The following is a 24,230-nucleotide window of genomic DNA, read 5'->3' as shown; positions in this document are numbered from 1 at the left end:
CCCGGGCGTTCGGCGCACAGACGGCGTCGACGCGATACCCGCGCCGACGCCGTTTGTGCGCGTTAGGTCGTCAGGTCAGCCCTGGACCTTGATGGACTCCACAGCTGCCGTGGCCTGCTCGCGCAAGGTCTCGGACAACGGAGCGGAACCGGCGGAATCAGCCGCGGTCTTCTGGCCGTCCTCGGAAATCACGTAGGACTCGAAGGCCTTGACGAGGTCAGCGGTCTCCTGGGAGTCGTACTGGGAGCAGACCACGTGGTAGGAGATCAGCACGAGCGGGTAAGCACCGGCTTCGGTGGTGTCGCGCTCGAGCTCGATGGCCATGTCGTGCTCGCTGCGGCCTTCGACCTGCTTGGAGACCTCAACGGCCTTTGCTGCAGCTTCAGGGGAGTGCGGCACGTACTCTTCGCCGACCTTGATGTCCACGGTGCCGAGGTCACCCACTGCGGAGGCATCCGCGTAGGTGATGGTTCCCTCGGTGCCCTGGGTGGTGTTCACAACACCGGAGGTGCCCTTGTCGTTCTCAGCGGCGTACTTGGAGGGCCATGCCTGATCCGGCTCGTCGGTCCAGTCCTGGGGAGCGGCCGAGTGCAGGTATTCGGTGAAGTTCTCGGTGGTGCCGGAGTCATCGTTACGGTGCACCACGGTGATGCGAGTGTCCGGCAGGTCTGCATCCGGGTTCTGCTCGGCGATCTCGGGAGCGTTCCAGGTCTCGATCTCGCCCTTGAAGATCTTGGCGATGGTGGGGGCATCCAGCTTGAGGCTGTCCACGCCGGGCAGGTTGAAGGCCACGGCAATCGGGGAGATGTAGACGGGGAGGTTCAGCGAACCGTCGGTGCCGCACTGTTCCTTGGACTCCTCGTTCTCCTCGTCGCTCATGAAGGCGTCGGAACCGGCGAACTGGGCGCCGCCGGCCAGAAAGGCGGTGCGGCCCGCACCGGAGCCGTCCGGGGAATACTGAACGGTCGCGCCGCTGTTGGCGGACTGGAAACCGTTCTGCCAAGCGGTCATGGCGGCCTGCTGCGACGATGCGCCGATACCGGTCAGGGTGCCGGAGACGCTGGACTCGCCGCCGCCACCGTTGGAGTCGCCGCCTTCGTTGCCGGTCGGGTTGTCCGAGCCGCAAGCGGTCAGGGCGAGGGCGCCAATGGCGAGAACGGCGGCTGAACGGCCGTAGTAGGAAGCCTTCACAGTGTTACCCCTTCATGGAATATTTCCGGCGGTGCCGGTGGATCGCAAAACGGCCGGACTCGGCCATCAACCCGCCTACGGAAAGCGCATATCCGTAGTGGTTCACCAGTGACGGTAGGCAGTGGATATGGACAGAGATCTCCAGGAAGGTAAACGTGGGGTTAACAGATGACGCGTCAGTGCCCGTGTTCACGTAGCCACTTGCATCAATACCCGTAGATGTGAGTTATTGCATACCCGCGGAATCGTGACGAGGCTCGGCACCGAATGCACGGTCGGTTTCGGGCGACCGCTGCCTAAGATGGGGTCATGTCATCGAGCGAGGCGAAACATCACAGGTCGAGGCTTGCTCATGTTCCCTCTGTGGTGAGCAAACGGTCCAAAACCGGCTGGAACCGCATGATGCGCGGACTGTTCCAGGCCGTGCAGATGACCGTGGCTGCGGTGGGCGCCTATGTAATCGCGGAGCGACTGCTCGGCCACCAGGGGCCCATTTTCGCAGCTACCGCTGCCCTCGTTTCGCTGGGTTATGCCAAGGGTGGCCTGCGTTATCGCCGCGTTCTCGAAGTCGCGATCGGCTGCACCCTGGGCATCGTGGTGGGCGACCTGCTGATGCACGTGTTGGGCCACGGCGAGTGGCAGGCGGCCATTGTTCTGCTCATTTCGCTCATGCTCGCGCGGTTCTTGGACAACGGTGCCATCTTCACCACGCAGATGGGACTGCAATCCGTCCTGGTGGTGCTGCTACCCCCATCCCAGGACGGCGTGTTCGCCCGTTCTCTCGACGCGGTAGTGGGTTGCCTGTGCGCACTGCTGCTGGCCTATTTCATCCCGGAAGATCCCCGCCGCGAGCCACGAGGTGACGTCCGAAAGCTCATCACGGAATACTCCGAGTTGTTGGCCGAATCCTCCCGAGCCGTCTCTGATTACGATTCCCGGTTGGCGTGGCACGCACTGGTTCGCGGCCGCCAGACTCAACCTCTCGTTGATTCGGTTCGCACGGGGTTGGAGGCGTCCAAGGAAATTTCCTATGCCTCGCCCCTGCATCGAAGACACCGGCAAGAAATCGACAGTCTGGACCATTGCATTCACTACCTGGACCTCGCCGTGCGAAACTCCCGGGTCCTCGCGCGCAGGCTCGCTTCAGTGCTGGACCACGTCTCCCTCGCCGACGACGCCGTCACGTCCCTTTCCGAGGTGCTCGCCGATCTTTCCGACGCCGTATTGAGCCTGGGCAATGCTTTGGCCGTGAGCCACCCACAGTCACGCGAAAGCTACTTGCGCCAGGCCCGCAACGAATTGTTCTCGGTCGCGGCGCGCCTGGAACCTCATGACATGGGTGTGCGCACCATGGAGGGCGAGGCGCTCGTGCTGATGATCCGCCCCATGGTGGTGGATCTGCTCGAAGCCACGGGCATCAGTCACCAGGTGGCCATCGGGCACCTGCCGCCGCTGCAATCGGACTGACTCCGTGCCGGCTATGCGTGTCTGACGCGCTGGATACTGTGAGTTCATGAGCACCAAGACCCGGAAACCCTCAGTGTCGTACCGCTGTACCGAATGCGGCTGGACCACGGCCAAGTGGGTGGGTCGCTGCGGTGAATGCCAGTCCTGGGGCACCGTCGAAGAAACCGGTGCCGCTCAGGAACACGGTCGTACCCAGGCCGCGCGAACCGTGGCTCAACCGGCCAAGCCCATCGGCCAGGTGGACTCTTCGGTCGCCCAATTTACCCCCACGCACGTACCCGAGCTGGACCGTGTGCTCGGTGGCGGGCTGGTGCCCGGCGCGGTGATCCTCCTCGCGGGCGAACCTGGTGTGGGTAAGTCCACGCTGCTCCTGGACGCCGCCGCCAAGGTCGCCGCGGGTCAGACACCCCGCGATGTGCTCTACGTGACCGGCGAGGAATCGGCAGCGCAGGTCAAGCTGCGCGCAGAACGTATCGGGGCGGTCGCGGACAAGCTCTACCTCACCGCTGAAACCGATCTGTCCACCGCCCTGGCTCATGTGGAAGCTGTGAAGCCCCAGCTGCTCATCGTGGACTCGGTTCAAACGCTGGCCAGTTCCGAAGTTGACGGTTCCGCCGGAGGGGTCAGTCAGGTGCGAGAAGTCGCGGCCAGCTTGATCCACGCCGCCAAGACCAAGAACATGACCACGTTGCTGGTCGGCCACGTCACCAAGGAGGGCTCCATTGCAGGCCCCCGGTTGCTCGAACACCTCGTGGACGTGGTCTGCCAGTTCGAGGGTGACAAACACTCCAGGATCAGACTGCTACGCGCCATCAAGAACCGATTCGGCCCCACGGACGAGGTCGGTTGTTTCGACCTCGGTGAGGCCGGGATCGAATCGGTCGCGGACCCCTCGGGTCTGTTCGTCTCGCGCACTCCCCTACCGGTGGCCGGCACGTGTCTGAGCGTCACGGTCGAGGGCCGCCGTCCGCTGTTGGCGGAGGTGCAGGCCCTGCTGGACAAATCCAGCACTGCACAACCGCGGCGGGCCACCTCCGGTCTGGATAGTTCTCGCGTAGCCATGCTGCTGGCGGTGCTGCAGCGCCGCGCTGGTGTGGGCCTGGCGAACCTGGACTGCTACGTCTCCACCGTGGGCGGTGTGCGGCTCACCGAACCCGCCACGGACCTGGCGGTGTGCATGGCCTTGGCCTCAGCCGCTCAGGACCGCCCACTCCCCCAGCGCCTGGTCTGTTTCGGGGAGATCGGCCTGGCCGGAGAGGTACGTCCGGTCCCGGACATCAATCGCCGGATCCAGGAGGTCGCCCGGCTGGGATTCACCCACGCGGTGGTGCCCGCTTCGCCGAGCGGACCGGGCAAGATCCCCCAGGGGTTCTCCGTCCGAGAGGTCACCACTGTAAGTCAGGCCATCGAATTGCTCTTCCCTCCGCGGGAGCGCTGAACGACCAGGTACGCGCGGAGATAGCAACAGAGGCTGGGCACGAGGTGCATGCATATAGCACGTAGGATGATCATGTGGTGAAAGCTCAGGAGACGGCCCTTCGTAAGACCCTGGCCCGCTTGGCACCCGGAACCCAGCTGCGCACAGGTCTCGAACGCATCCTGCGGGGACGGACCGGTGGGTTGATCGTGCTGGGCTTCGACAAGTCCGTCGAGGCCCTGTGCTCGGGTGGTTTCGACATCGACACCGAGTTCACTCCCACCAAGATGCGCGAACTGGCCAAGATGGACGGTGCCATCGTGTGCGATCGTGATGCCACCCGCATTCTGAAGGCAGGCGTGCAGCTCATGCCGGAGGCTCACATCGAGACCCAGGAATCAGGCACCCGGCACCGTTCGGCAGAACGCACCGCCAAACAAACCAACGTTCCCGTGGTTTCCGTGAGCCAGTCTATGAGCGTGATCACCATTTACGTGGGCGATCACCGCTACGCCATTGAAGGTTCACAAGCCATCATGGCCCGCGCCAATCAGGCTCTGCAGACCCTGGAGCACTACAGCAATCGCCTGGAACAAGTTCTAGGCAGTCTTTCCGCACTGGAAATCGAGGCGGCTGTCACGGCCCGGGATGTGGCCCTCACTCTGCAGCGCATGGAAATGGTGCGCAGGATCTCCGAGGAAATCAGCTGGTACGTGCTGGAGCTCGGCGAGGACGGGCGCCTCATCTCGCTGCAATTGGAAGAGCTGACGGCCGGTAACGGACCCGGCCCCGACGTGGTGTTGCGGGATTATCTCCCCGAGGAGACTCCGGCGGAGGTCTTGTCCGACGCCATGGCACAACTCGCGGAACTCTCCCCGGCGGATCTGATCGACCTGCAGAAAGTGGCCGTGGCCGCGGCTCTCATCACGTCCCAGGGCAACCTGGAAGCTGACCTGCACCCGCACGGTTACCGCTTGCTCGAAGGCATCAAGTCCATGCCGCGGGTGGTGGCTAAACGCCTGGTGGGTCAGTTCGACGGCTTACAGGCCTTGATGGCCGCGAACCTCGAGGACCTGATGTCCGTGGAGGGCATTGGCGAACAACGCGCCCGCAACGTGCGCGAATCGCTGTCCCGCATGGCTGAAACCAGTTTGCTCGAACGCTTCATGTGAGCGCGGGACCCGCCTCCCGCCCGTGGACATGAGGGCGCTCCTCGGTTCTGCCCAACCCTGAAGGACCAAGGATTTTTCGATCAACCGTGCTGAAGCGGTCTACTCCAGAACAAAGGTTGCAGAGGAACTGCTCTGCTCGCCCAAGCCCACGGTCAAGTTGTAATAACCAGCCATGGCTTTTGCCTGATCCGCGGGGCACCCTTCCGCGGTGCGAATCCGGTTCCACGCCAACCGGGCCTCTTCCGTCTTCCCCGGCTCCAGCGTGACGTTTCGGTCCTCCCCCTCGGCCGCGCAATGCCGGGAATCGAAGATGACATCCGAACCGGACGTGACCACATAATTCATGGCGTTCGTCCCGGCATTGACCCGGCAGGGTTGCTCCCCGGTGTTCTCCATGGTCATGACCAGTACCGGTTCCTGATCGGCCGGGTAGGTCTGCTTGTCCGTGGAGGCGGTGAGCGTCAAGTTGGCACCGCACTCCTCGGCTGCGGCAGGACTGGCCGAGGAACCCTCGCTCTCCTTGTCACCGCTGGGTGTGGGCCGGGGGGTGAAATCCGCGAACTTGTCATTGGGGTCAACCGTGGCTGCCTGAGTGGGCTCGGCCGTGACCTGAGTCTGTGTCGGGGGTTGTTCCGGGTCCTCCGAAGAACCGGTGAGCGCGGAGACCACGGAGGAAATCCCCCAGATCAGGGCCACGACCAACACGAGCAGAACGACCAGGGCGATCACGCGGCGTCGGCGGTAGACCGAGGGAGGCAACCGGTCCCCGGAATCCCCGTGGGATGCGCCGGAGTTGGGGGAATCACGCTGCTCTGAACCGTTGGTTGCCATGAACTCCAGGCTACCGTGGGGATTTATGAACTCGAGCTCCACACCCTGCGCACCGGACCAACTTCACGGCATTCACCAAGCCGTCATCCAGTGGTTTTCACGGGCAGGCAGGGACCTCCCGTGGCGCGAGCCCGCGTGCTCTCCGTGGGGTGTGCTGGTGAGTGAAATCATGCTGCAACAAACGCCCGTGGTACGGGTTCTGCCGATCTGGCGGGAATGGCTGGACCGCTGGCCCACACCGGCAGACCTGGCCGCAGCCAGCCCCGCGGACGTGGTGCGCGCGTGGGGCAGGCTTGGGTATCCCCGCCGGGCGCTCCGATTGCGCGCAGCAGCCACGGAGATCGCTGATCACCATGACAACCAGGTGCCGGAAAACCACTCTGAATTGCTCGCTCTGCCGGGCATCGGTTCCTACACGGCAGCAGCGGTGGCTGTCTTCGCTTTCGGCCAGCGCTACACGGTGGTGGACACGAATATCCGGCGGGTGCATGCTCGACTGTTCAGCGGCAAGGCACTGCCGTCCAAGACGCTCACCGCGGCGGAGACCCGGCTTGCGGATCAGCTCATGCCAGAGGACATCGCCGAATCGGTGAAGTGGAACCAGTCCGTCATGGAGCTGGGTGCTTTGGTGTGCACGGCTCGCTCCCCCAAATGCGATGAATGCCCCGTGTTCGATGAGTGCGCGTGGATCGCCGCGGGTCGACCGGAACCGGACTACGTCCCCAAGGGGCAGTCCTGGCACGGCACCGACCGACAGGTGCGCGGGGCCATCATGGCGGTGCTGCGGCACAGCCCGTCACCGGTTTCGGTAGACCTGTTGCTCACGGATCGCGCCGGGGCGGAGCAGCTGGCCAGCAGGATCGAGAACCCGGGCCAGGAGACGGCCGACATGCTTGAAAAGCTGTGGGCGCTCCCGGCCCCGCTGGAACAGCGCGAGCGGGCCCTCGGCGGGCTGCTCAAAGACGGTCTGGCGACTCGCCACGGAGACGAAGCCAGTCTGCCGAGCTGAATCGGTCTTGTTCAATCGCTCCGGACGGCTCCGGCTTCCTTGGTGACCGGGACGTGCTGACCGGCCGCGACCGCCGATAGCGCCAGGACTTCCGGGGCGTCCAAGAGTCAGAACGACACGTGCAGTTGTCGAATCATGCGCGTGTTGCCCAGGGTGTTGGGTTTCACGCGCGCCAGGTCGAGGAACTCCGCAACGCCTTCATCGTGGGAGCGCAGGAGTTCGGCGAACACATTCGGATCAATGCTTTCCTGGTTCTCCATGACCTCGAACCCGTGGGCGGAGAAGAAATCCACCTCGAACGTCAGGCAGAAGACCCGGCTCACGCCGAGTTCCGCGGCGCGGTCAATCAGGACCTCGAGCATGCGCCGCCCCACGCCCTGCCCCCTCGCCTTGGCCGAGGTGGCGAGCGTACGCACCTCCGCGAGGTCCTCCCACATCACGTGGAGGGCACCACAGCCCACCAGCTCGCCGCTCTCGTCCTGAGCGACCACGAACTCCTGAATGTTCTCGTAGTAGGTCACGGTGTCCTTGGTGATCAGGATGTTCTCCTGCGCCATGGGCGCCACCAAGGCCTTGATGCCCTGGACGTCCGAGGTCTTCGCGGGACGAATACTGATCTTTTCCATGCCAAGACTGTACGCCGCCGTAACCGTGAGACGCGGGTTAAACGCCGCGAGCGGCGTCGTCACCCTTGTCCAGGATGCCGACGCCGCTCGCGGCGTTGTAGCGGTCCGTTCGCCTAGGCCTGGGCCTGGGCGGGGCCGTCACCGAAGCCACCCGTGTTGGGTGAGCGGGGAACGTCCCTGCCGGACTCGCTGTCGTCGTTGTCGGTCAACGACGGCGTGTTGTGGATCTCGTCCAGTTCCTCATCCGAGAGCTCGGACATGGGGGTGGATGAGAACGTGAACGTGCGGTCCTCACCTTCACCCTCGACATCCACTGTGATCTTCTCACCGGAAGAGATCTCGCCGAACAGGATCTTCTCGGACAGCTGGTCCTCGATCTCACGCTGCACCGCACGACGCAACGGACGTGCACCCATTGCGGGATCGTAACCCTTCTCGGACATGAGCACCTTGGCGGCGTCCGTGAGCGAGATGGACATGTCCTGCTCGCGCAGCCGCTGCTGCAAGCGGGCCACGAACAGGTCCACGATCTTGAGGATCTCGTTCTGGCTCAGCTGCGGGAACACAATGGTCTCGTCAACGCGGTTGAGGAACTCGGGACGGAAGTGCTCCTTGAGCTCCTCCTGAACCTTGGCCTGCATCCGGTCGTAGGAGGTCGAAACATCGCCGGTGGCCTGGAAGCCCACGGGAACGGTGCGCGAGATGTCCTTGGTGCCCAAGTTGGTGGTCATGATGATCACCGTGTTCTTGAAGTCCACCACGCGACCCTGCGAGTCGGTCAGACGACCGTCCTCGAGGATCTGCAGCAACGAGTTGAACAGGTCCTGGTGAGCCTTCTCGACCTCGTCGAAAAGCACCACGGAGAACGGCTTGCGGCGCACCTTCTCGGTGAGCTGACCGCCCTCTTCGTAGCCCACGTAACCCGGAGGGGCACCGAACAGTCGCGAGACCGTGTGCTTCTCCTGGTACTCGGACATGTCCAGGGTGATCAGGGCGTCCTCATCACCGAACAGGAACTCCGCGAGAGCCTTGGCCAGCTCGGTCTTACCGACACCGGTGGGACCGGCGAAGATGAACGAGCCACCGGGACGGCGCGGATCCTTCAGACCCGCACGGGTACGGCGGATCGACCGGGACAGAGCCTTGATGGCCTCGTTCTGACCGATGACGCGCTTGTGCAGCTCGTCCTCCATGTGCAGCAAGCGACCGGACTCTTCCTCCGACAACTTGTACACGGGAACACCGGTGGACGCGGACAGGACGTCCGAGATGACCTCGGGGGTGACCTCGGAGATCTGGTCGTCGCCGTCGCGCCAGGCCTTGTCTTTCTCCTCACGCTCGGTGATGAGCTTCTGCTCGTCATCGCGCAGCGAGGCGGCCTTCTCGTACTCCTGGCCGTCGATGGCGGCTTCCTTGGCGCGCTTGATGTCCGCGATCTTCTCATCCAGGGCCTTGATCTCCGGCGGAGCCGTCATGCGCTTGATGCGCAGGCGGGCACCGGCCTCGTCGATCAGGTCGATGGCCTTGTCCGGCAGGAACCGGTCGGACACGTAGCGTGCGGACATGTGCACGGCGGCTTCCAGCGCCTCGTCCGTGATGGACACGCGGTGGTGTGCCTCGTACTTGTCGCGCAGACCCTTGAGGATCTCCACGGCGTGTGCCTCGGAAGGTTCATCCACCTGGATGGGCTGGAAACGACGCTCCAGGGCGGCGTCCTTCTCGATGTGCTTGCGGTACTCGTCCAGCGTGGTGGCACCAATGGTCTGGAGCTCACCGCGAGCCAGCATGGGCTTGAGAATCGAGGCGGCATCGATAGCGCCCTCGGCGGCACCCGCACCCACCAGGGTGTGGATCTCGTCAATGAACAGGATGATGTCGCCGCGCGTGCGGATCTCCTTGAGCACCTTCTTGAGGCGCTCCTCGAAGTCACCGCGGTAGCGCGAACCGGCCACCAGTGAACCGAGGTCCAGGGTGTAGAGGTGTTTGTCCTTGAGCGTCTCGGGCACGTCTCCGCGCACGATTGCCTGGGCCAAGCCCTCGACCACGGCGGTCTTACCGACGCCGGGCTCACCGATCAACACGGGGTTGTTCTTGGTGCGGCGTGAGAGCACCTGCATCACGCGTTCCATTTCCTTGTACCGGCCGATGACCGGATCAAGCTTGGATTCGCGTGCGGCCGCGGTGAGGTTGCGACCGAACTGGTCCAGCACTGCGGAGCCCGCGGGGGTACCCTCGGCGCGGCCACCGGTCCCGACACCCGCGGCTTCTTTCTCGCCACCGGCGTTTCCGGACTGGTAACCGGAAATCAGCTCGAGCACCGTTGCCCGCACCTTGGCGGGGTCAGCACCCAGCTTGATCAGAACCTGGGATGCCACACCCTCGCCGGCACGAATGATGCCCAGCAGGATGTGCTCCGTGCCGATGTAGTTGTGACCCAGCTGCAGTGCTTCGCGCAGCGAGTGCTCCAACACCTTCTTGGCACGGGGTGTGAAGGGAATGTGACCGGACGGTGCCTGCTGGCCCGGTCCGATGATGTCTTGTACTTGTTCGCGCGCCGAGCTCAGGGTGATGCCCATCGAATCGAGAGCCTTGGCTGCTACGCCTTCGCCCTCGTGAATCAAACCGAGCAGCAGGTGCTCGGTACCGATGTAGTTGTGGTTGAGCATCCTGGCCTCTTCCTGGGCCAGCACCACGACCCGGCGGGCGCGGTCGGTGAAGCGTTCGAACATGGATACTCCTCTATTGGTGTCTGCCAACGATGCTAGGCACCTGAAGAGCGTTTATGGGCACTGTTCGCCGCTGGCGCACGATGTATAGCCCAGAGCTAAAACCTGTTGTGCCCGGCAACGGGAACGGCCGGAATGCACCCAGTAGGTGCATTCCGGCCGTTGAGCTGTTCGCCGGGATTCGCCCTTCCCGACCTACATCATCAGGTCCGTGCCGAGTCGAACTCTCCCCTTGGCACGCCTGAACTTTTCTTACTTGTGAGCGTCGTAGTACTTGTCCTGGATGTCCTGGTGGATACGTCCACGATCGGACACCTGGAAACCCTGTTCCTTGGCCCACGCCCGAATCTTGGGCGTTTCGGGGTTGCCCGAGCGGGTGGGACGCGTGGTGGCCCCGCGGTTGGTCTTGGCCGAGGCGCGGCGGGCCTTGGACACGTAAGGACGCAGAGCTTCGCGCAACTTGGTGGCGTTAGCGGAATTCAAATCGATTTCGTACTGACCGCCATCGAGACCAAAACGGATGGTCTCATCTGCGGAGCCGCCATCGATGTCATCTTCAAGAATGATCTTGACTGTCTGTGCCATGTCGGATCCTCCTCATCACCCCGTCAAGGGTCATGTCAAAATTAGTGAGACATTAGGTGCCATGAGTGCTCTCCGGGTGGAAAGCCACACGTGGTGTCATTTCGCGTGAACCTGTCCCCCGATTAGTCCATAATCACCAACGATGGTCTTGATATCCATCACACCTCGCGGTGATAAGCCGACAAGAACACGAGTGTTTCACGCGGTCCTATCATGACATGATTGTTCACTAATGTCACGGTGGGATAATTGCGCAGCGTTATTTATCCTGCGGGGTATCCCGGATCGGAATGGTGTTCTTGAGTTCTAAACCACGTTTCTTCTTTGAGCTTACTTCTTGGTAGCCAAAGGGAGCCTGGTCACCTTCGCGGTCCTTGACCTGCTCATACCAGCGCTCAGCATCCTGTTCCACATTCGCTTGTGCGGAACGTTCTGCCCGGTCACCGCGGAAAAGCCACCTCATGACCAGATAGAAAATGAGGCCCACACCGAGAGAGGGCAAGAAAACGGAAAGATACTCCATGGTGATTATTGTCCTCTACTGCCCTGAACGGTCACTGGCACTTGGCTACTCATTCCCGATCACTCGGGCTTCATGAGCGGGAACAGGATGGTCTCCCGGATTCCCAGGTTGGTGAACAGCATGATCAGTCGATCCAGGCCGAGTCCCAGCCCGCCCATGGGCGGTGCGCCGTACTCCAGCGCCCGCAGGAAGTCTTCATCGAGCTGCATGGCCTCCACATCGCCCGCAGCGGACTTCGAGGACTGTTCCGTGAGTCGCTCACGCTGGATCACTGGATCGATCAACTCGGAGAATGCGGTGCCCCGCTCCATTCCCCCGATGATTAGATCCCAGGCTTCAATGAGTCCGGGCTTCTCACGGTGTTGACGGGCCAGCGGCTGAGCCGAAGGTGGGTAATCGTAAACAAATGTGGGCTGGATCAAGTTCGGCTCGACAATTTCCCCGAACAACTCGACCACGAGTTTTTCTGCATCCCACGCGGAATCGACAGAGATCTCGCGCTGCTGAGCAATCTCGCGCAGCGTATCCGCCGATGTGTCCGGCGTGATTTCCTGCCCCACAGCTTCCGATAAATCCGGGTAGACGGAAACCCATTCCCACTCACCGAAGAGCTCGATGCGGCCCTGATCAGTATCAATACCCTCCACACCCAATGCGGAGGCGCACGCCTGAATAATTTCTTTGATGCGGTCAGCCATCACGAATTGATCCGCGTACGCTTCGTACGCTTCCAGGGTGGTGAACTCCGGGCTGTGAGTTGAATCCACACCCTCATTGCGGAATACCCGGCCGAGCTCGAAGACCTTTTCAATTCCACCCACCACGGCTCGCTTCAAATAGAGCTCGGTGGCAATTCGCAAGGTCATGTCCTGGTCGAACGCGTTGAGATGCGTTTCGAACGGCCGCGCGGCCGCACCACCGTGAATGAGCTGCAGCATGGGTGTTTCAATTTCGATATACCCGCGTTCCTCGAGAACCCGGCGTACGGTGCGCGTGATGAGCGAGCGGGTCAGCACAACGTCGCGAGCCTGAGGGCGCACCATGAGGTCCAGGTAGCGCTGACGCACCCGAGTCTCTTCGTTGAGCTCCTTGTGCAAGGTGGGCAGCGGGCGCAGCGCCTTCGAGGCCATGCGCCACGAATCGGCCATGATGGACAGTTCACCGCGCTTGGAGCTGATCACGCGGCCGGTCACGGCCACGAAGTCACCCAGGTCCACCTGGGCCTTCCAGGCCGCCAGGGCGTCCTCGCCCACGTTGGCCTTGGAGATCATGACCTGCAGCCGGGTGCCGTCACCCTCTTGAAGTGTGCCGAAGCACAGCTTGCCGGTGTTACGCACGTGGATCACACGTCCCGCGACGGTCGCGACGTCATCGGTTTCCTCTCCGGCTTCGAGGTGCTCGTAACCCTCTCGCACCTGAGCCAGGGAATGGGTGCGACCCACCCCCACCGGGTAGGGGGAAACACCCGATTCCTCAATGGCCTTGCGCTTGGCAGCACGGAACGCCATTTGGTCGTTGAGTTCGTGCTCGGAAAGCTCCGGCGTGGAATCTACTGCTGTGGTGTTATCTCGCTGCTCGGTCACAATTCTCCAGGATAGCGGTCAGATCAAATCTTCATGTTGTCGATGAGGCGGGTGGGGCCCACCCAGGCGGCGGCCAGCGCCAACGCCCCAGCTCGCGGTTGGATCTCCGCGAGCGTATCCGGGTCCACGGTGACCAGGTAATCGAGTTTTACGCTCGGCTCCGCGTCGATGCGCCCGCGGGCCTGGTCCAGAGTAAGTTCACCCGCGGCCAGCGAGCGCAAGGTGTGGTTGAGAACCAGGGCGTGGGCGGCGTCGTCGGTGGTCAAGTACTGGTTGCGCGAGGACAGCGCGAGGCCTTGCTCCGAGCGCACGATGGGCACCGGTCGGATCTGCACGCGGTGATTGAAATCACGCACCATTCTTTGCATCAGCAGCAATTGTTGGGCGTCCTTTTCGCCGAAATAGGCACGGAATTCGACACCGGGGCCCGGCTGAATAATCGTGAAGAGCTTGTTGACCACGGTCAAGGCGCCGTCGAAGTGACCGGGGCGGGTGGCACCTTCCAGCACCGAACCGGCCTGACCGGAGGTCACCGAGACCACCGGAACGCCTCCCGGGTACATCTCCTCGGTGCTCGGCGCGAAAACGATGTCCACCCCGCTCGCGGAGAGCCCGGCGACATCCTGTTCGAGCTGGCGCGGATAGCTGTCGAAGTCCTCGTTGGGACCGAACTGGAGCGGATTCACGAACACGGAAACCACAACCAGTTGATTCTCCTCGCGCGCGGTCTGCGCGATCCGGAGATGACCGTCGTGCAACGCTCCCATGGTCGGGAACAACCCCACGCTTGTCACGCCCTGAGCCACGCGTGTCTCGAGCACCTCACGCATTTCGGCAACGGAGGTGCACACCACGGGTTGAGTCACTGGAGGTCCTTCCCCTCGAGCGCGGCAAGCACCGCGCGATATGTCGTGTCGTCGATCCGCCCGGAGGCCACGGCGCGCTGGGCCGTGAGCTTCCCGAGGGCGCGATAGCCCTCGAGCAGGTCATGCCCCGCCGACGACGCCGCAGCGTCCGGTCCCGCAAGTTCCGTCAGGGCGGCCACGTGGGCGGCCACCGTGCTCACGTCACCTCGCGCCACGGGTCCGGTCAACGCGTTCTCGCCGGAGGCCAGGGCGTTGTCCACCGTGGCTCGCACCAAGGGACCCAGCACGCGATCCGGGTGTTCGACACCGATCTTATGCAGCAGCTGCATGGACTGGCCCATGAGCGTCATCACATGGTTGGATCCGTGGGCGAGAGCAGCGTGGTAGAGCGGGCGATCCGCCTCCGCAATCACGACCGGTTCGGCACCCATTTCCACGACGAGTGCCTGCGCAATGGGCAACACGGGAGCAGCAGCGGTGACCCCGAAGCTACAGTCGGTGAGCCGTTGGAGGTCAAGACTCAGGCCCGTGAACGTCATGGACGGGTGGATGGCCAGGCCGATGCCCCCGGCCGCGCGCACCGGTTCCAGCACGTCCGTTCCGAAGCGTCCGGCGGTGTGCACGACCAGTTGACCCGGCTGCCAAACGCCCAGTTTGCCGAGCCCCTCGACCAGTCCCGGGAGTTGATCATCCGGTACAGCCAGGAGCACGAGTTCGCTGCGTTCCACGATCGTGGGAACGTCGAGCACAGGAACGTCCGGCAGGAGGGCATCCGCGCGGTCACGGCTGGCTTCGGAGTGGGCGTACACACCCACCACGGCGTGTCCGGCGGCGCGCAATGCCGCGCCCAGAACGGAACCGACCTTTCCGGCACTGATGATTCCCACGCCCAGGCGTCCCGGGCGCTGTTGTGGCTCGTTCACTGGATCTCCTCGCGTGAGTGACGTGCACTGTCCTGGTTGACCCGGTCCCGGGCGACACGTGCGAGGCCCGTCTGCCGCGCCAAAAGGGCGCGGGACTGCTGCACATCCAGGTGGTAAATGGCCGTGGTGACCGGTCCGGCAATCATGTGCGCGTGGATGCTCGCCAGCTTCATCCGCCGATCGACGGGCCCTTGCTGCAGACCGAGGGACTGCGTCTTGTGATGGGGAATCACGCTGACATTCCGGTTGAGCCGGCCCCACCGCATGGCCAGAACGGCGTTGTCCATGGCGAAACCCGTGCGACGCCACGTCAGCGGGTCCACCCAGCGGGCTCGGCGGGGGCTGATCGTGTAGTTCTGGTCCCCGTCGATCCCGTTGAGTCCGTCCCGCACCAGTTCGGTGGGCGGTTCCGCGAGCGGCAGCACGAGTTCCAGGATTTCGGCCACGTTCTCGGGAGAGCCCACGGGCAGGACGAGTGACCGCAATCCCTCGAGGTCATCTGCCCCGCCCTTGCCCGCGGTGATCACCTTGACCCGGTGGCCGTCGAAGACCCGCCAGAGCATCGGTTTGGACACCTGCAGCGCCTGGACCCGGCCCACCGGAATGGTCGAGGAGCGTTCATTGAGCAGACCGGAGCGCACCCGCACGCCCACCTGCACCTGGCTGAGGGTGAAACCCCAGCTGCTTTCCAAGCGGTTGTAGAGCCCGGAGACGATCATGATGACCACGGGCAGGTAACTGGGGATCAGCACCCGCAGGGCTTCAGGGTTCCACTGCCACACCATCACGGCCACGACGGCGAAGAACACCGCGGAGACCGTGCTCCACGAGAGCAACAGGCTCAGCAGCACGCGGCTCGTGGGCACGGTGAACACGCGGCGTTGCTGATCTTGATCGTCCTGGTCCGTGAGCAGACCCAACCGCTGGGCCGCTCGAACTTCCCGGGAGCGTTCCTCGTCTGCTGTCAGGCTGGAGCCCGCACCGTGCTGGGCGAGCAACGCCCGGTGTTCCTGTGCCTGCGGAGAGTGGTCCCACGGTGCCGGCCGGTGAGCGGCCGCCACCGGGTTCGGGGCGCCGAAACATGAGCCAGCGGCGTCGTCGGACCCGTGGAGACCCTTGGTATCACCGTGAGTGACCGTGCCGGAGCCCGAGGCCTCGCGTACCGCGCCGAGTAGTTGGTGGCGCAGTTCCCGGGCCTTGTCGCGGCGCAGGTACGAGAGTTCCAGGGCGGTGCTGCCGCCGTCCGCGACGTCGAATTTCAGGGACGCCAACCCGAAGATCCGGGGCAGGAACTTTCGCTCGATGTCGATGCCCTGCACCCTGTCCAACCGAGCTTGGCGCTGCGTGCGGAAGATGGCGCCGTTTCGGAAGCGCACGTGGTCCGGGGTGATCTGGTAACGGGTGAACCACCACGAGAGCACACCCAGGCCGATCACCAGGCCGACCACACCGCACAGTACGGCCGCGACCAGGCCGAGACCCACCAGTTGAACGGTGCCGGCGAAATCCACGTCGAGCGGATCACCGTAGACGACGGCCGCCAGGACGTCGTCCAGGAACACATTGCCCACGCCCCACACGAGCGCCACGATGAGGAGCCAGCTGCGCACGTACGGGGTGAGCGGGTGAACGCGCAGCCACTCCCCTTCGGGTGCGGGCTGCGGGGCCTCCTGGTCGAACGGCGCGCTGGTCTGGGGGTCGTTCATCCCGGGGGCACTCATCACAGTCCCACCATGAGCTCTTCTCCCCGGCGTGTGAGCTCCTCACGCAACCGGTCGGCCTCAGCCCGGGGTAGGCCCGGAAGATCCGCGTCAGTGTTCGCCGCCGCCGTGTGAAGTGTCAGGTTGGCCAGGCCGAACGCGTTGAGCAGCGGGCCGGTCTTGATGTCCACGTACTGCATGCGGCCGTAAGGGACCACCGTGATGCTGCGGAAGATGATGCCCTTGCGCAACCAGAGTTCGGTGGACTCCTCCGCATAACCGATCGCGCGGACGCGGCGGGGAATCAGACACAGGTCGATCAGGCCCCACACCAGCACCACCGCGGGCGGGAACCACATCCACGGCGCCGGAGAATCACCCCAGATCCCCAACACACCGAGAATCAGCGGAATGCCGAAGCCCACGGTCCAGATCACGGTGCTGATGGTGCCGGAAATGAGCCGCACCTTGATGTAATCGGGCGATACGCGCTTCCAGGTCAAACCCTGCGGGCTCAGGTCATTGGTGTCGGGCATAGCCTCCCTCTCCGGTGGCGTAAGGGTCTTGACGTCCACCGTACGGGGTGTCCTTCTCGGATTCGGGGTCGTCCGGGGGCAGCTTGCACCAATTCTCGACGATCCACCCGATGACCATGAGCAGTACGCCCGCGACGATCTGCGCCACGCACAACCACAGCGGTTCCTGGGTGGTGCGCACGCCGAGCAGCATGACCTGATCCACGCCGAGACCCGCGTGCCATCCCGCGGTCAGTGCGCCGTAGTACGCCACAGCCTGCGCCGCCGCTGCGGTGCCCACGCCCCACACGGGGTCGTAGGGTTTCCGGTCGGCCGGGGCTCGACGACGCCGCCGCCCCTCCCCTTCCGGGTCGCGGTAGGCGCGCAGCCGCAGACCCAGATAGAGCAACACGGCCGCCGCGGCGCCCTCGGCCACAAGGCTTCCCCACGGGAGAATCAGCAGCGCCTGGTTCTGCCCGGAGACCGCGTAGTTGATGCTCCAACCCAGCACGGCGGCGACGAGTGCAATCACCACCAGCGTCAGTACGTTCAAGTAGCGCATGATTGATTCAGCTCCCCTCCGTGCCGTCACACAGCGTGAGATCCGTGGTGCTCAAACCCTCGAGGTCGGGGGCGCGCTTGGCCAAGTCACGCACTAGCTGCCCGCCCAGCTGCGCGGAAGGATCCAGCCGTGACCACGGGACCAGAACGAAGGCCCTTTCATGAGCGCGCGGATGCGGCAGCGTGAGATTCGGGTCCTGTTGTTCGACGCCCTCGAACCAAATGATGTCCACATCCAGGGTGCGGGGACCCCAGTGAACCGTGCGCTCGCGGCCGTGTTCCTGCTCCACCTTTTGACACGCGCGCAGCGTCTCTTCGGGAGTTAATTCCACACTGAGTTCGAGCACCGCGTTGAAGTAGTCCGGAGAGCCCTCGGGGCCACCCACGGACCGGGTGCTGATCACGGGTGAGCAGCCGGTCACGGACATTCCAGGGATGCCGTCCAGAGCGGACACCGCGGACCGCAACGCGGCCAACCGGTCCCCCAGGTTCGCCCCCAGGGCCACAACACACCGGGCTGTCATGACTACCCCTCCGTATCCCGCGTGCGGAAAATGGTGACCGCCACGTCCGAAAACGTGACCTCGATGGGGGCCTTGGGCTTGTGTACGGTCACTTCGAGGGCCCCAATCAAGGAGAACTTCGCGAGCAACTCAGTGGAGATGCGTTCGGCGAGAGTTTCGATGAGCTGGTAACGGGGACCGATCACGATCTCGCGCACGAGTTCGGCCACCTCCCCGTAGTGCACCGTGGCCGTCAGTTCATCGCTGCTTCCCGCGGCCTTCAGGTCCGTGTACATCACCAGGTCCACGAAGAACGGTTGGCCCGTGCGACGTTCCTTCTCGAAGACGCCGTGGTATCCCACAGCGCCCAAGCCGGTGAGGGTGATGCGGTCGTGGTGGCTCAAGTCAGCGGGGGAAGTCATCATTCGCGCTCAGTTTTCACTCTCGTGGGGAATCTCATGGGGATCAAGGATCGGAGGGGTGACACCCAACCACGCGTGGGCGGTGGCCACGGCGTCGGCGGTCGCGGCGACGTCGTGAACCCGAACCGCCCAGGCCCCGCCGAAGGCCGACAGCGCGCTGAGGGCGGCCGTGGCGCCGTCGCGCTCGGCCACGGGACGCGGGCCGTGTTCGTCCCCCAGGAGGTGGCCCAGGAAGCGTTTGCGGGATGCCGCTATGAGGACCTTGTTGCCCATCTCGAGCAACCGGGGAAGGGCGCGGAGCAGATCCCAGTCCTGGGAACCGGCCTTGGCGAATCCCAGGCCAGGATCCAGGATCAGGTTCTCTGGTTTCACCCCGGCGCGGTAGAGGCGCTCGCGCAATGCGAGCAACTCGGCGATGACCTCGTCCGGAACATTCTCGTAGCGGGACAGTGCGTCCATCGTGGTGGAGGTGCCGCGCGAGTGCATCAGGATGTACGGCACCTGCCGCTGTGCCGCGAGCTCGATCATGTCCTGCTGGACGTTCATTCCCGAGACGTCGTTGATGATGTGCGCACCGGCGTCCAGGGCGGCGGCCGCGGTCTCCGCGTTGAGAGTGTCCACACTGATCACGATGCCCCGCTCGGACAGCCCGCGGATGACCCGAAGAATGCGATGCTGCTCTTCTTCGAGACTCACCCGCACGGAACCCGGCCGGGTGGAGTCTCCGCCCACGTCCACGATGTCCGCTCCCTGGGCGGCGAGCTCCAGTCCGTGCGCGATGGCCGCGTCCACGGTGTCGTGGGTACCGCCGTCACTGAAGGAGTCCGGCGTGACGTTGAGAATGCCCATGACCAGGGTGCGGCCTTGGGGCAACTGCTCGTACGATCCCCAACCCAGCTGATCGGCACGGTTCGGGCTCATCGATTTTGGCCCGACAGAATCAGGTTCATGGCCTCCGCGCGAGTGGCCGGATCACGCAATTGTCCGCGCACCGCAGAGGTCACGGTCTTGGCTCCCGGCTTGCGCACCCCGCGCATGGACATGCACAGGTGCTCGCATTCGATCACGACGATGGCTCCGGCAGGGTGCAGGTTGTCCACGAGCGCTTCGACCACCTGTGTGGTCAATCGTTCCTGGACCTGCGGCCGCTTGGCGAACAGGTCCACCAAGCGCGCGAGCTTGGACAGCCCGGTGACCCGACCCTCGGGACCGGGGATGTAGCCCACGTGGGCCACCCCGTGGAACGGCACCAGGTGGTGCTCACAGGTCGAGTAGAACGGGATGTCCTTGACCATGACCATTTCGGCGTGGCCGATGTCGAACGTGGTGGCCATCAAGTCCGAGGGGTCCTGATGGAGCCCGGTGAAGATCTCCGCATACGCTCGGGCCACCCGCGCGGGGGTGTCCTTCAAACCGCTGCGGTCCGGATCCTCACCGATGGCCAACAGAATCTCTCGCACCGCGGCCCGAATGCGCGGCTGGTCGATGCGGCTGCCCACCTGTTCCGATTCCAGGTAGTCCGCGTACGAGCCGGAGATCGGCTCGGATAATTCCTGACCGTTGTCCGGGCTCATTCAGCGCTGCTCCTGCGATCCGCCGGACCAGGGATTCTGGCCGTCGCCCTGCTGCTCACCGCCGGCGGGTCCGCCCTGAGGGCCACCCCGCCCGTCCGTGCCGGGCATCTGGGATTCACCGTGATCCGGGACCTCGAGCGGGTGCTCAGGCTTGGCGGCCACCGCTTGGTCCTGGGGAGCCATGGTGTCCGGATCCTGGGTGTGCTTGCGGTGTGCCTCTTCGCGCTCGGCAGCCGTGATCACCGGGGGGATGTCCGATACCGGGCGGTTTTCGCCCGAGTGCCACACGGGTCGCAGCTCGCGCTTGCGCACGTCGCGGAAGATCTCGGCGATCTGCGCCTCGTTGAGCGTTTCCTTCTCGAGTAGTTCCAGGGCCAAGCGGTCCAGGACATCGCGGTTCTCGTCCAGGATCTCGTGGGCCTCGGTGTGGGCCTGCTCGAGCAGCTGGCGCACCTCGTCATCGACGACCGCCAGCGTGCTGTCCGAGTAGTCCTTGCCCGTGGAGCCCATTTCACGGCCCACGAACGGATCGGAGTTGTCTCCGCCGATCTTCACGGAACCGATGCGGCTGCTCATGCCGTACTGCGTGACCATCTTGCGCGCGGTGTCCGTGGCTTTCTGGATGTCGTTGGACGCGCCGGTGGAAGGATCGTGGAACACGAGCTCCTCCGCGGCACGGCCGCCCATCGCGTACGCCATCTGGTCCAACAGCTCGTTGCGGGTGGTCGAGTACTTGTCGTCCGCCGGCATCACCATGGTGTAACCCAGTGCGCGGCCGCGCGGCAGGATGGTGATCTTGGTGACGGGATCGGTGTTGCGCAGCGCGGCAGCCACCAACGCGTGGCCGCCCTCGTGGTATGCGGTGACCTTGCGCTCGAGTTCCTTCATGATGCGCGAACGCTTCTGCGGTCCGGCAATCACGCGGTCGATGGCCTCGTCCACGGCGCGGTCGTCAATGAGCTGGGCGTGGGAACGGGCGGTCAGCAGGGCTGCTTCGTTCATGACGTTGGCCAGCTCGGCGCCGGTGAAGCCCGGGGTGCGCTTGGCCACGGACGCCAGGTCCACGTTCTGGGCGAGCGGCTTGTTCTTGGAGTGCACGCGCAGGATCTGCTCGCGGCCCTTCATGTCCGGGGCGTCCACGCCGATCTGGCGGTCGAAACGACCCGGGCGCAACAGCGCGGGGTCCAGGACGTCCGGGCGGTTGGTCGCGGCAATCAGGATCACGTTGGTGTTCGCGTCGAAACCGTCCATCTCGACGAGCAACTGGTTCAGGGTCTGCTCGCGTTCGTCGTTGCCGCCGCCCATGCCGGCACCGCGCTGGCGACCCACAGCGTCGATCTCGTCCACGAACACGATGGCGGGGGAATTCTCCTTGGCTTGCTGGAAGAGGTCGCGCACGCGGGATGCACCCACGCCCACGAACATTTCCACGAAGTCCGAACCGGAGATCGAATAGAACGGGACGCCCGCCTCACCGGCCACGGCCTTGGCGAGCAAGGTCTTACCGGTACCCGGAGGGCCGTAGAGCAGCACGCCCTTGGGAACCTTGGCACCCACGGCGGTGAACCGGTCGTGCTCGACCAGGAACTGCTTGATCTCGTCGAGTTCCTGAACGGCCTCGTCCGCGCCGGCCACGTCCGAGAACATGACCTCGGAATTCTCCTTGTTGAACATCTTGGCCTTGGAGCGACCGAACTTCATGGCCTGCCCGCCGGACTGCATGCGGGAGAAGATGAACCAGAAAATCGCGAGGATGATCAGGAACGGCAGCATGAACCGCAACAGGGACAGGAACCAGTTGTTCTCCACCGGTTGGTCGGTGAATCCTTCCAGCTCGGCGTTGTTCATGGTCTCGATGACTTCTTCAGCTCGCGGCTCCACGAAGAAGAACTCCACGTCTTTGCCGAGCTGTTCGTCGTTGAGGGTGAGGTCTTCCTTGAGCTGGAGCTCGACCTTCTGCTGGCCGTCGTAGATCTTGGCCTCTTGCACCTTGTGGTCGCGCAGCAGCGACATGCCCACATTGGTGTCCACGCGCGAGGTGGACGGGCCGAAGAGATTTGCGCCCACGGGTACCAGCACCAAGACGGCTAGCAAGATCCAGAAGAACGGTCCCTTAAAGAAGCTGGTGGGTTTTTTCGCCGTGGCCAAGCCGATGATCCTCCCGTGGACGTGACACGCAGTGCCGCGCCCCAAAAAACTGACGGTGCTGTATCCGGGTCCGTTTGATCCGGTTACCGATGTGGGTGCGCGGCGCGTAACGCACAATCTATCGTTTCCGGGAACACCGGGCCTCATCCGGGTCCGGTCGTTCCCTGAGAGCGCACGCGCCGCGCTCACGCTACATGCGGGACCCCACTGTTCCCTGAATTCTTACTCGTAGACGTGCGGGGCCAAGGTGCCGATGCATTCCAGGTTGCGGTAGTGCTCGGCGAAGTCCAGGCCGTAGCCGACCACGAACTCGTTGGGGATGTCCCAGCCGACGTACTTCACGTCGATGGACGTCTTGGCGGCGTCCGGCTTGCGCAGCAGTGCACAGATCTCCACGGACTTGGGGCCGCGAGATTCCAGGTTGGTGCGCAACCAGGACAGGGTGAGGCCCGAGTCGATGATGTCCTCCACGATGAGAACGTCCTTACCGTGCAGGTCGGTGTCCAGATCCTTGAGGATCCGCACCACGCCCGAGGACTTGGTGCCGGAACCGTAGGACGAGACGGCCATCCAGTCCATGGGGTACTGCCCCTTGAGTGCACGCGTGAGGTCCGCCATGACCATCACGGCACCCTTGAGCACGCCCACGAGCAAAACGTCGCGGCCTTCGTAATCGCGATCGATCTGCTCTGCGAGCTCCTCGATCTTCTGGGCGATTTCTTCCTTGGTGAATAGGACGTGGGTCAGGTCTGACTCGACGTGCTCGGCCTTCACGTTGCGCTCCTGAGGTGTTGCGTGAACAGGGTATGGGGTGTGTGGGAGGGGATCATGCGGTGCCGTGGAACTCCAGGCGCCCCTTGGCGCAGTGTTTGTCCGCGCGTCGTCGCCACACGGTCACCTTACCCGCCATTTGCAGTGGACCGGCAGCCCCGTATCCCATCGCGAACTGTTCCAGTGCGCTGAGCCGCTCGAACGTAGGGGTTTCACCGCCCGCGGCCACACATGCCTGAGCGAGCATACGACGGCGCATCGCCGCCGGTGCCGCCTGTACGGCCCCGCCGTCCAGCTCCAGGTTTTCCGACGACGACGCCGCGGGGTCCAGTCGCGCGCGGCGGAAAAACTCGGCTGCTTGCTCGTCCAGGAAGTCCGCGTCCGCGTTGAGCACGGAAGCCGTGCGTGCCAGCGCGTTCGACACACCGGGGCCCAGATGGTCCTCGAGCCACGGCAGCACCTCGTGCCGGACCTTGGAGCGCATGAGCGTGGTGTCCGAGTTGCTGGGGTCGTGCCACGGGTCAAGCCCCTCGGCCCGGCAGATCTCCTCGGTCTCCTCACGCGTCACGTTGAGGAAGGGGCGCCTGTACTGGACACCGTCGATCGTGTGCCGCGGGGACATCCCGGACAGCGATCGCGTGCCTGAGCCACGCGCCAATCCCAGCAGCACAGTCTCTGCCTGGTCGTTGCGGGTGTGTCCCAGCAGCACCGCGTCCGCGCCGGTTTGCCGCGCGATGTCGTTGAGCGCGTCGTAACGGGCCAGGCGAGCCGCCATTTCGGGGCCGTGACCCGCACGATCCACGGTGACCCGGCGTGAAATCACAGGCTCCAGACCCATGTCCTCCAGGACGCGAGCGGTGGACTCGGTGACGTCTGCGGAACCGGATTGCATCTGGTGGTCGATGATCGCGGCCCCCACGCGTAATTTTCCACGGCGCGCGAAATGGGCGGTGGCCGCGGCCAGTGCCAGGGAATCGGGTCCGCCACTGCACGCGATCAGGACCAGCGGAAGCCGTCCGTCGTGTCGAGCAGGCAGTTCTTCGATGGCGCGCCCCACGGCTCTGCGCGCACGGGCCACCCAGGGGTGTAACCGGCCGGTTCTACCTCGCTGCAAGGA

General features: G+C 64.1%; 23 protein-coding genes. 4 read left to right on the top strand and 19 right to left on the bottom strand.

The annotated features are described in order from the left end of the window. Positions 1-75: 75 nt before the first annotated feature. Complete coding sequence (gene pstS, locus CKW39_RS08580; protein WP_095797715.1) at positions 76-1,191, bottom strand: phosphate ABC transporter substrate-binding protein PstS; 1,116 nt, start codon at positions 1,189-1,191, stop codon at positions 76-78. Between the two features lie 309 nt (positions 1,192-1,500). On the opposite strand from pstS, the gene CKW39_RS08575 reads away from it, so the two are divergent. The 3 genes from CKW39_RS08575 to disA all read left to right on the top strand — a co-directional run bounded on the left by CKW39_RS08575 (position 1,501) and on the right by disA (position 5,247). Next, the gene (locus tag CKW39_RS08575) at positions 1,501-2,658 is read left to right on the top strand and encodes an aromatic acid exporter family protein (RefSeq protein WP_095797714.1); all 1,158 of its coding nucleotides are present in this window, start codon (positions 1,501-1,503) and stop codon (positions 2,656-2,658) included. A 46-nt stretch (positions 2,659-2,704) separates the two neighbouring features. Next, complete coding sequence (radA, locus tag CKW39_RS08570) at positions 2,705-4,096, top strand: DNA repair protein RadA (protein WP_095797713.1); 1,392 nt, start codon at positions 2,705-2,707, stop codon at positions 4,094-4,096. 74 nt (positions 4,097-4,170) lie between these two features. Next, positions 4,171-5,247, top strand: a complete 1,077-nt coding sequence (disA, locus tag CKW39_RS08565) for a DNA integrity scanning diadenylate cyclase DisA (RefSeq protein WP_095797712.1) — start codon at positions 4,171-4,173, stop codon at positions 5,245-5,247. Positions 5,248-5,346: 99 nt separating this feature from the next. Here disA and CKW39_RS08560 read toward each other — a convergent pair whose 3' ends face one another. Continuing rightward, positions 5,347-6,078 (bottom strand): hypothetical protein, encoded by a 732-nt coding sequence (locus tag CKW39_RS08560; protein WP_095797711.1) that lies wholly within the window; start codon positions 6,076-6,078, stop codon positions 5,347-5,349. Positions 6,079-6,103: 25 nt separating this feature from the next. Here CKW39_RS08560 and CKW39_RS08555 point away from each other — a divergent pair, with 25 nt between their 5' ends. Further along, positions 6,104-7,087, top strand: a complete 984-nt coding sequence (locus CKW39_RS08555) for an A/G-specific adenine glycosylase (protein ID WP_095797710.1) — start codon at positions 6,104-6,106, stop codon at positions 7,085-7,087. 107 nt (positions 7,088-7,194) lie between these two features. Here CKW39_RS08555 and CKW39_RS08550 read toward each other — a convergent pair whose 3' ends face one another. The 17 genes from CKW39_RS08550 to tilS all read right to left on the bottom strand — a co-directional run bounded on the left by CKW39_RS08550 (position 7,195) and on the right by tilS (position 24,227). After that, positions 7,195-7,713, bottom strand: coding sequence for an amino-acid N-acetyltransferase (locus CKW39_RS08550; RefSeq protein WP_095797709.1), 519 nt, complete (start codon positions 7,711-7,713; stop codon positions 7,195-7,197). A gap of 113 nt (positions 7,714-7,826) precedes the next feature. Continuing rightward, the gene (locus tag CKW39_RS08545) at positions 7,827-10,442 is read right to left on the bottom strand and encodes an ATP-dependent Clp protease ATP-binding subunit (protein ID WP_095797708.1); all 2,616 of its coding nucleotides are present in this window, start codon (positions 10,440-10,442) and stop codon (positions 7,827-7,829) included. A 249-nt stretch (positions 10,443-10,691) separates the two neighbouring features. Continuing rightward, positions 10,692-11,024: an Lsr2 family protein gene (locus CKW39_RS08540; RefSeq protein WP_095797707.1), complete on the bottom strand. Its 333-nt coding sequence runs from the start codon at positions 11,022-11,024 to the stop codon at positions 10,692-10,694. Between the two features lie 259 nt (positions 11,025-11,283). Next, positions 11,284-11,547 (bottom strand): hypothetical protein, encoded by a 264-nt coding sequence (locus CKW39_RS08535; RefSeq protein ID WP_095797706.1) that lies wholly within the window; start codon positions 11,545-11,547, stop codon positions 11,284-11,286. 59 nt (positions 11,548-11,606) lie between these two features. Then, on the bottom strand, positions 11,607-13,130 hold the full coding sequence (lysS, locus tag CKW39_RS08530; protein ID WP_256382224.1) for a lysine--tRNA ligase: 1,524 nt from the start codon (positions 13,128-13,130) through the stop codon (positions 11,607-11,609). Between the two features lie 23 nt (positions 13,131-13,153). Beyond that, on the bottom strand, positions 13,154-13,996 hold the full coding sequence (gene panC / locus CKW39_RS08525) for a pantoate--beta-alanine ligase (RefSeq protein WP_095797705.1): 843 nt from the start codon (positions 13,994-13,996) through the stop codon (positions 13,154-13,156). After that, the gene (locus CKW39_RS08520; protein WP_095797704.1) at positions 13,993-14,919 is read right to left on the bottom strand and encodes a Rossmann-like and DUF2520 domain-containing protein; all 927 of its coding nucleotides are present in this window, start codon (positions 14,917-14,919) and stop codon (positions 13,993-13,995) included. The genes panC and CKW39_RS08520 overlap by 4 nt, the downstream gene beginning before the upstream one ends. Beyond that, positions 14,916-16,625 (bottom strand): PH domain-containing protein, encoded by a 1,710-nt coding sequence (locus CKW39_RS08515; RefSeq protein WP_158222923.1) that lies wholly within the window; start codon positions 16,623-16,625, stop codon positions 14,916-14,918. The genes CKW39_RS08520 and CKW39_RS08515 overlap by 4 nt, the downstream gene beginning before the upstream one ends. A gap of 14 nt (positions 16,626-16,639) precedes the next feature. Further along, a complete protein-coding gene (locus tag CKW39_RS08510) occupies positions 16,640-17,155 on the bottom strand; it encodes a PH domain-containing protein (protein ID WP_095797702.1) in 516 nt (171 codons plus the stop codon). Continuing rightward, positions 17,139-17,696, bottom strand: a complete 558-nt coding sequence (locus tag CKW39_RS08505; RefSeq protein ID WP_095797701.1) for a DUF3180 domain-containing protein — start codon at positions 17,694-17,696, stop codon at positions 17,139-17,141. The genes CKW39_RS08510 and CKW39_RS08505 overlap by 17 nt, the downstream gene beginning before the upstream one ends. Positions 17,697-17,703: 7 nt before the next feature. Then, positions 17,704-18,219: a 2-amino-4-hydroxy-6-hydroxymethyldihydropteridine diphosphokinase gene (folK, locus tag CKW39_RS08500; RefSeq protein ID WP_095797700.1), complete on the bottom strand. Its 516-nt coding sequence runs from the start codon at positions 18,217-18,219 to the stop codon at positions 17,704-17,706. Positions 18,220-18,221: 2 nt separating this feature from the next. Next, a complete protein-coding gene (folB, locus tag CKW39_RS08495) occupies positions 18,222-18,623 on the bottom strand; it encodes a dihydroneopterin aldolase (RefSeq protein ID WP_095797699.1) in 402 nt (133 codons plus the stop codon). 6 nt (positions 18,624-18,629) lie between these two features. Further along, on the bottom strand, positions 18,630-19,541 hold the full coding sequence (gene folP, locus CKW39_RS08490) for a dihydropteroate synthase (protein ID WP_095797698.1): 912 nt from the start codon (positions 19,539-19,541) through the stop codon (positions 18,630-18,632). Beyond that, entirely contained in the window at positions 19,538-20,194 is a 657-nt protein-coding gene (gene folE / locus CKW39_RS08485; protein ID WP_095797697.1) for a GTP cyclohydrolase I FolE, read from the bottom strand. Before folE ends, folP begins: the two co-directional genes overlap by 4 nt. Next, a complete protein-coding gene (gene ftsH, locus CKW39_RS08480) occupies positions 20,195-22,342 on the bottom strand; it encodes an ATP-dependent zinc metalloprotease FtsH (protein ID WP_095797696.1) in 2,148 nt (715 codons plus the stop codon). A gap of 222 nt (positions 22,343-22,564) precedes the next feature. Beyond that, on the bottom strand, positions 22,565-23,116 hold the full coding sequence (gene hpt / locus CKW39_RS08475) for a hypoxanthine phosphoribosyltransferase (RefSeq protein WP_095797695.1): 552 nt from the start codon (positions 23,114-23,116) through the stop codon (positions 22,565-22,567). 52 nt (positions 23,117-23,168) lie between these two features. After that, the gene (gene tilS, locus CKW39_RS08470; protein ID WP_238663122.1) at positions 23,169-24,227 is read right to left on the bottom strand and encodes a tRNA lysidine(34) synthetase TilS; all 1,059 of its coding nucleotides are present in this window, start codon (positions 24,225-24,227) and stop codon (positions 23,169-23,171) included. Positions 24,228-24,230 lie beyond the last annotated feature (3 nt).

The organism is Kocuria sp. WRN011 (assembly GCF_002295155.1).
GTDB lineage: Bacteria > Actinomycetota > Actinomycetes > Actinomycetales > Micrococcaceae > Kocuria > Kocuria carniphila.
This window is presented reverse-complemented; position numbering and strand designations above follow the sequence as displayed.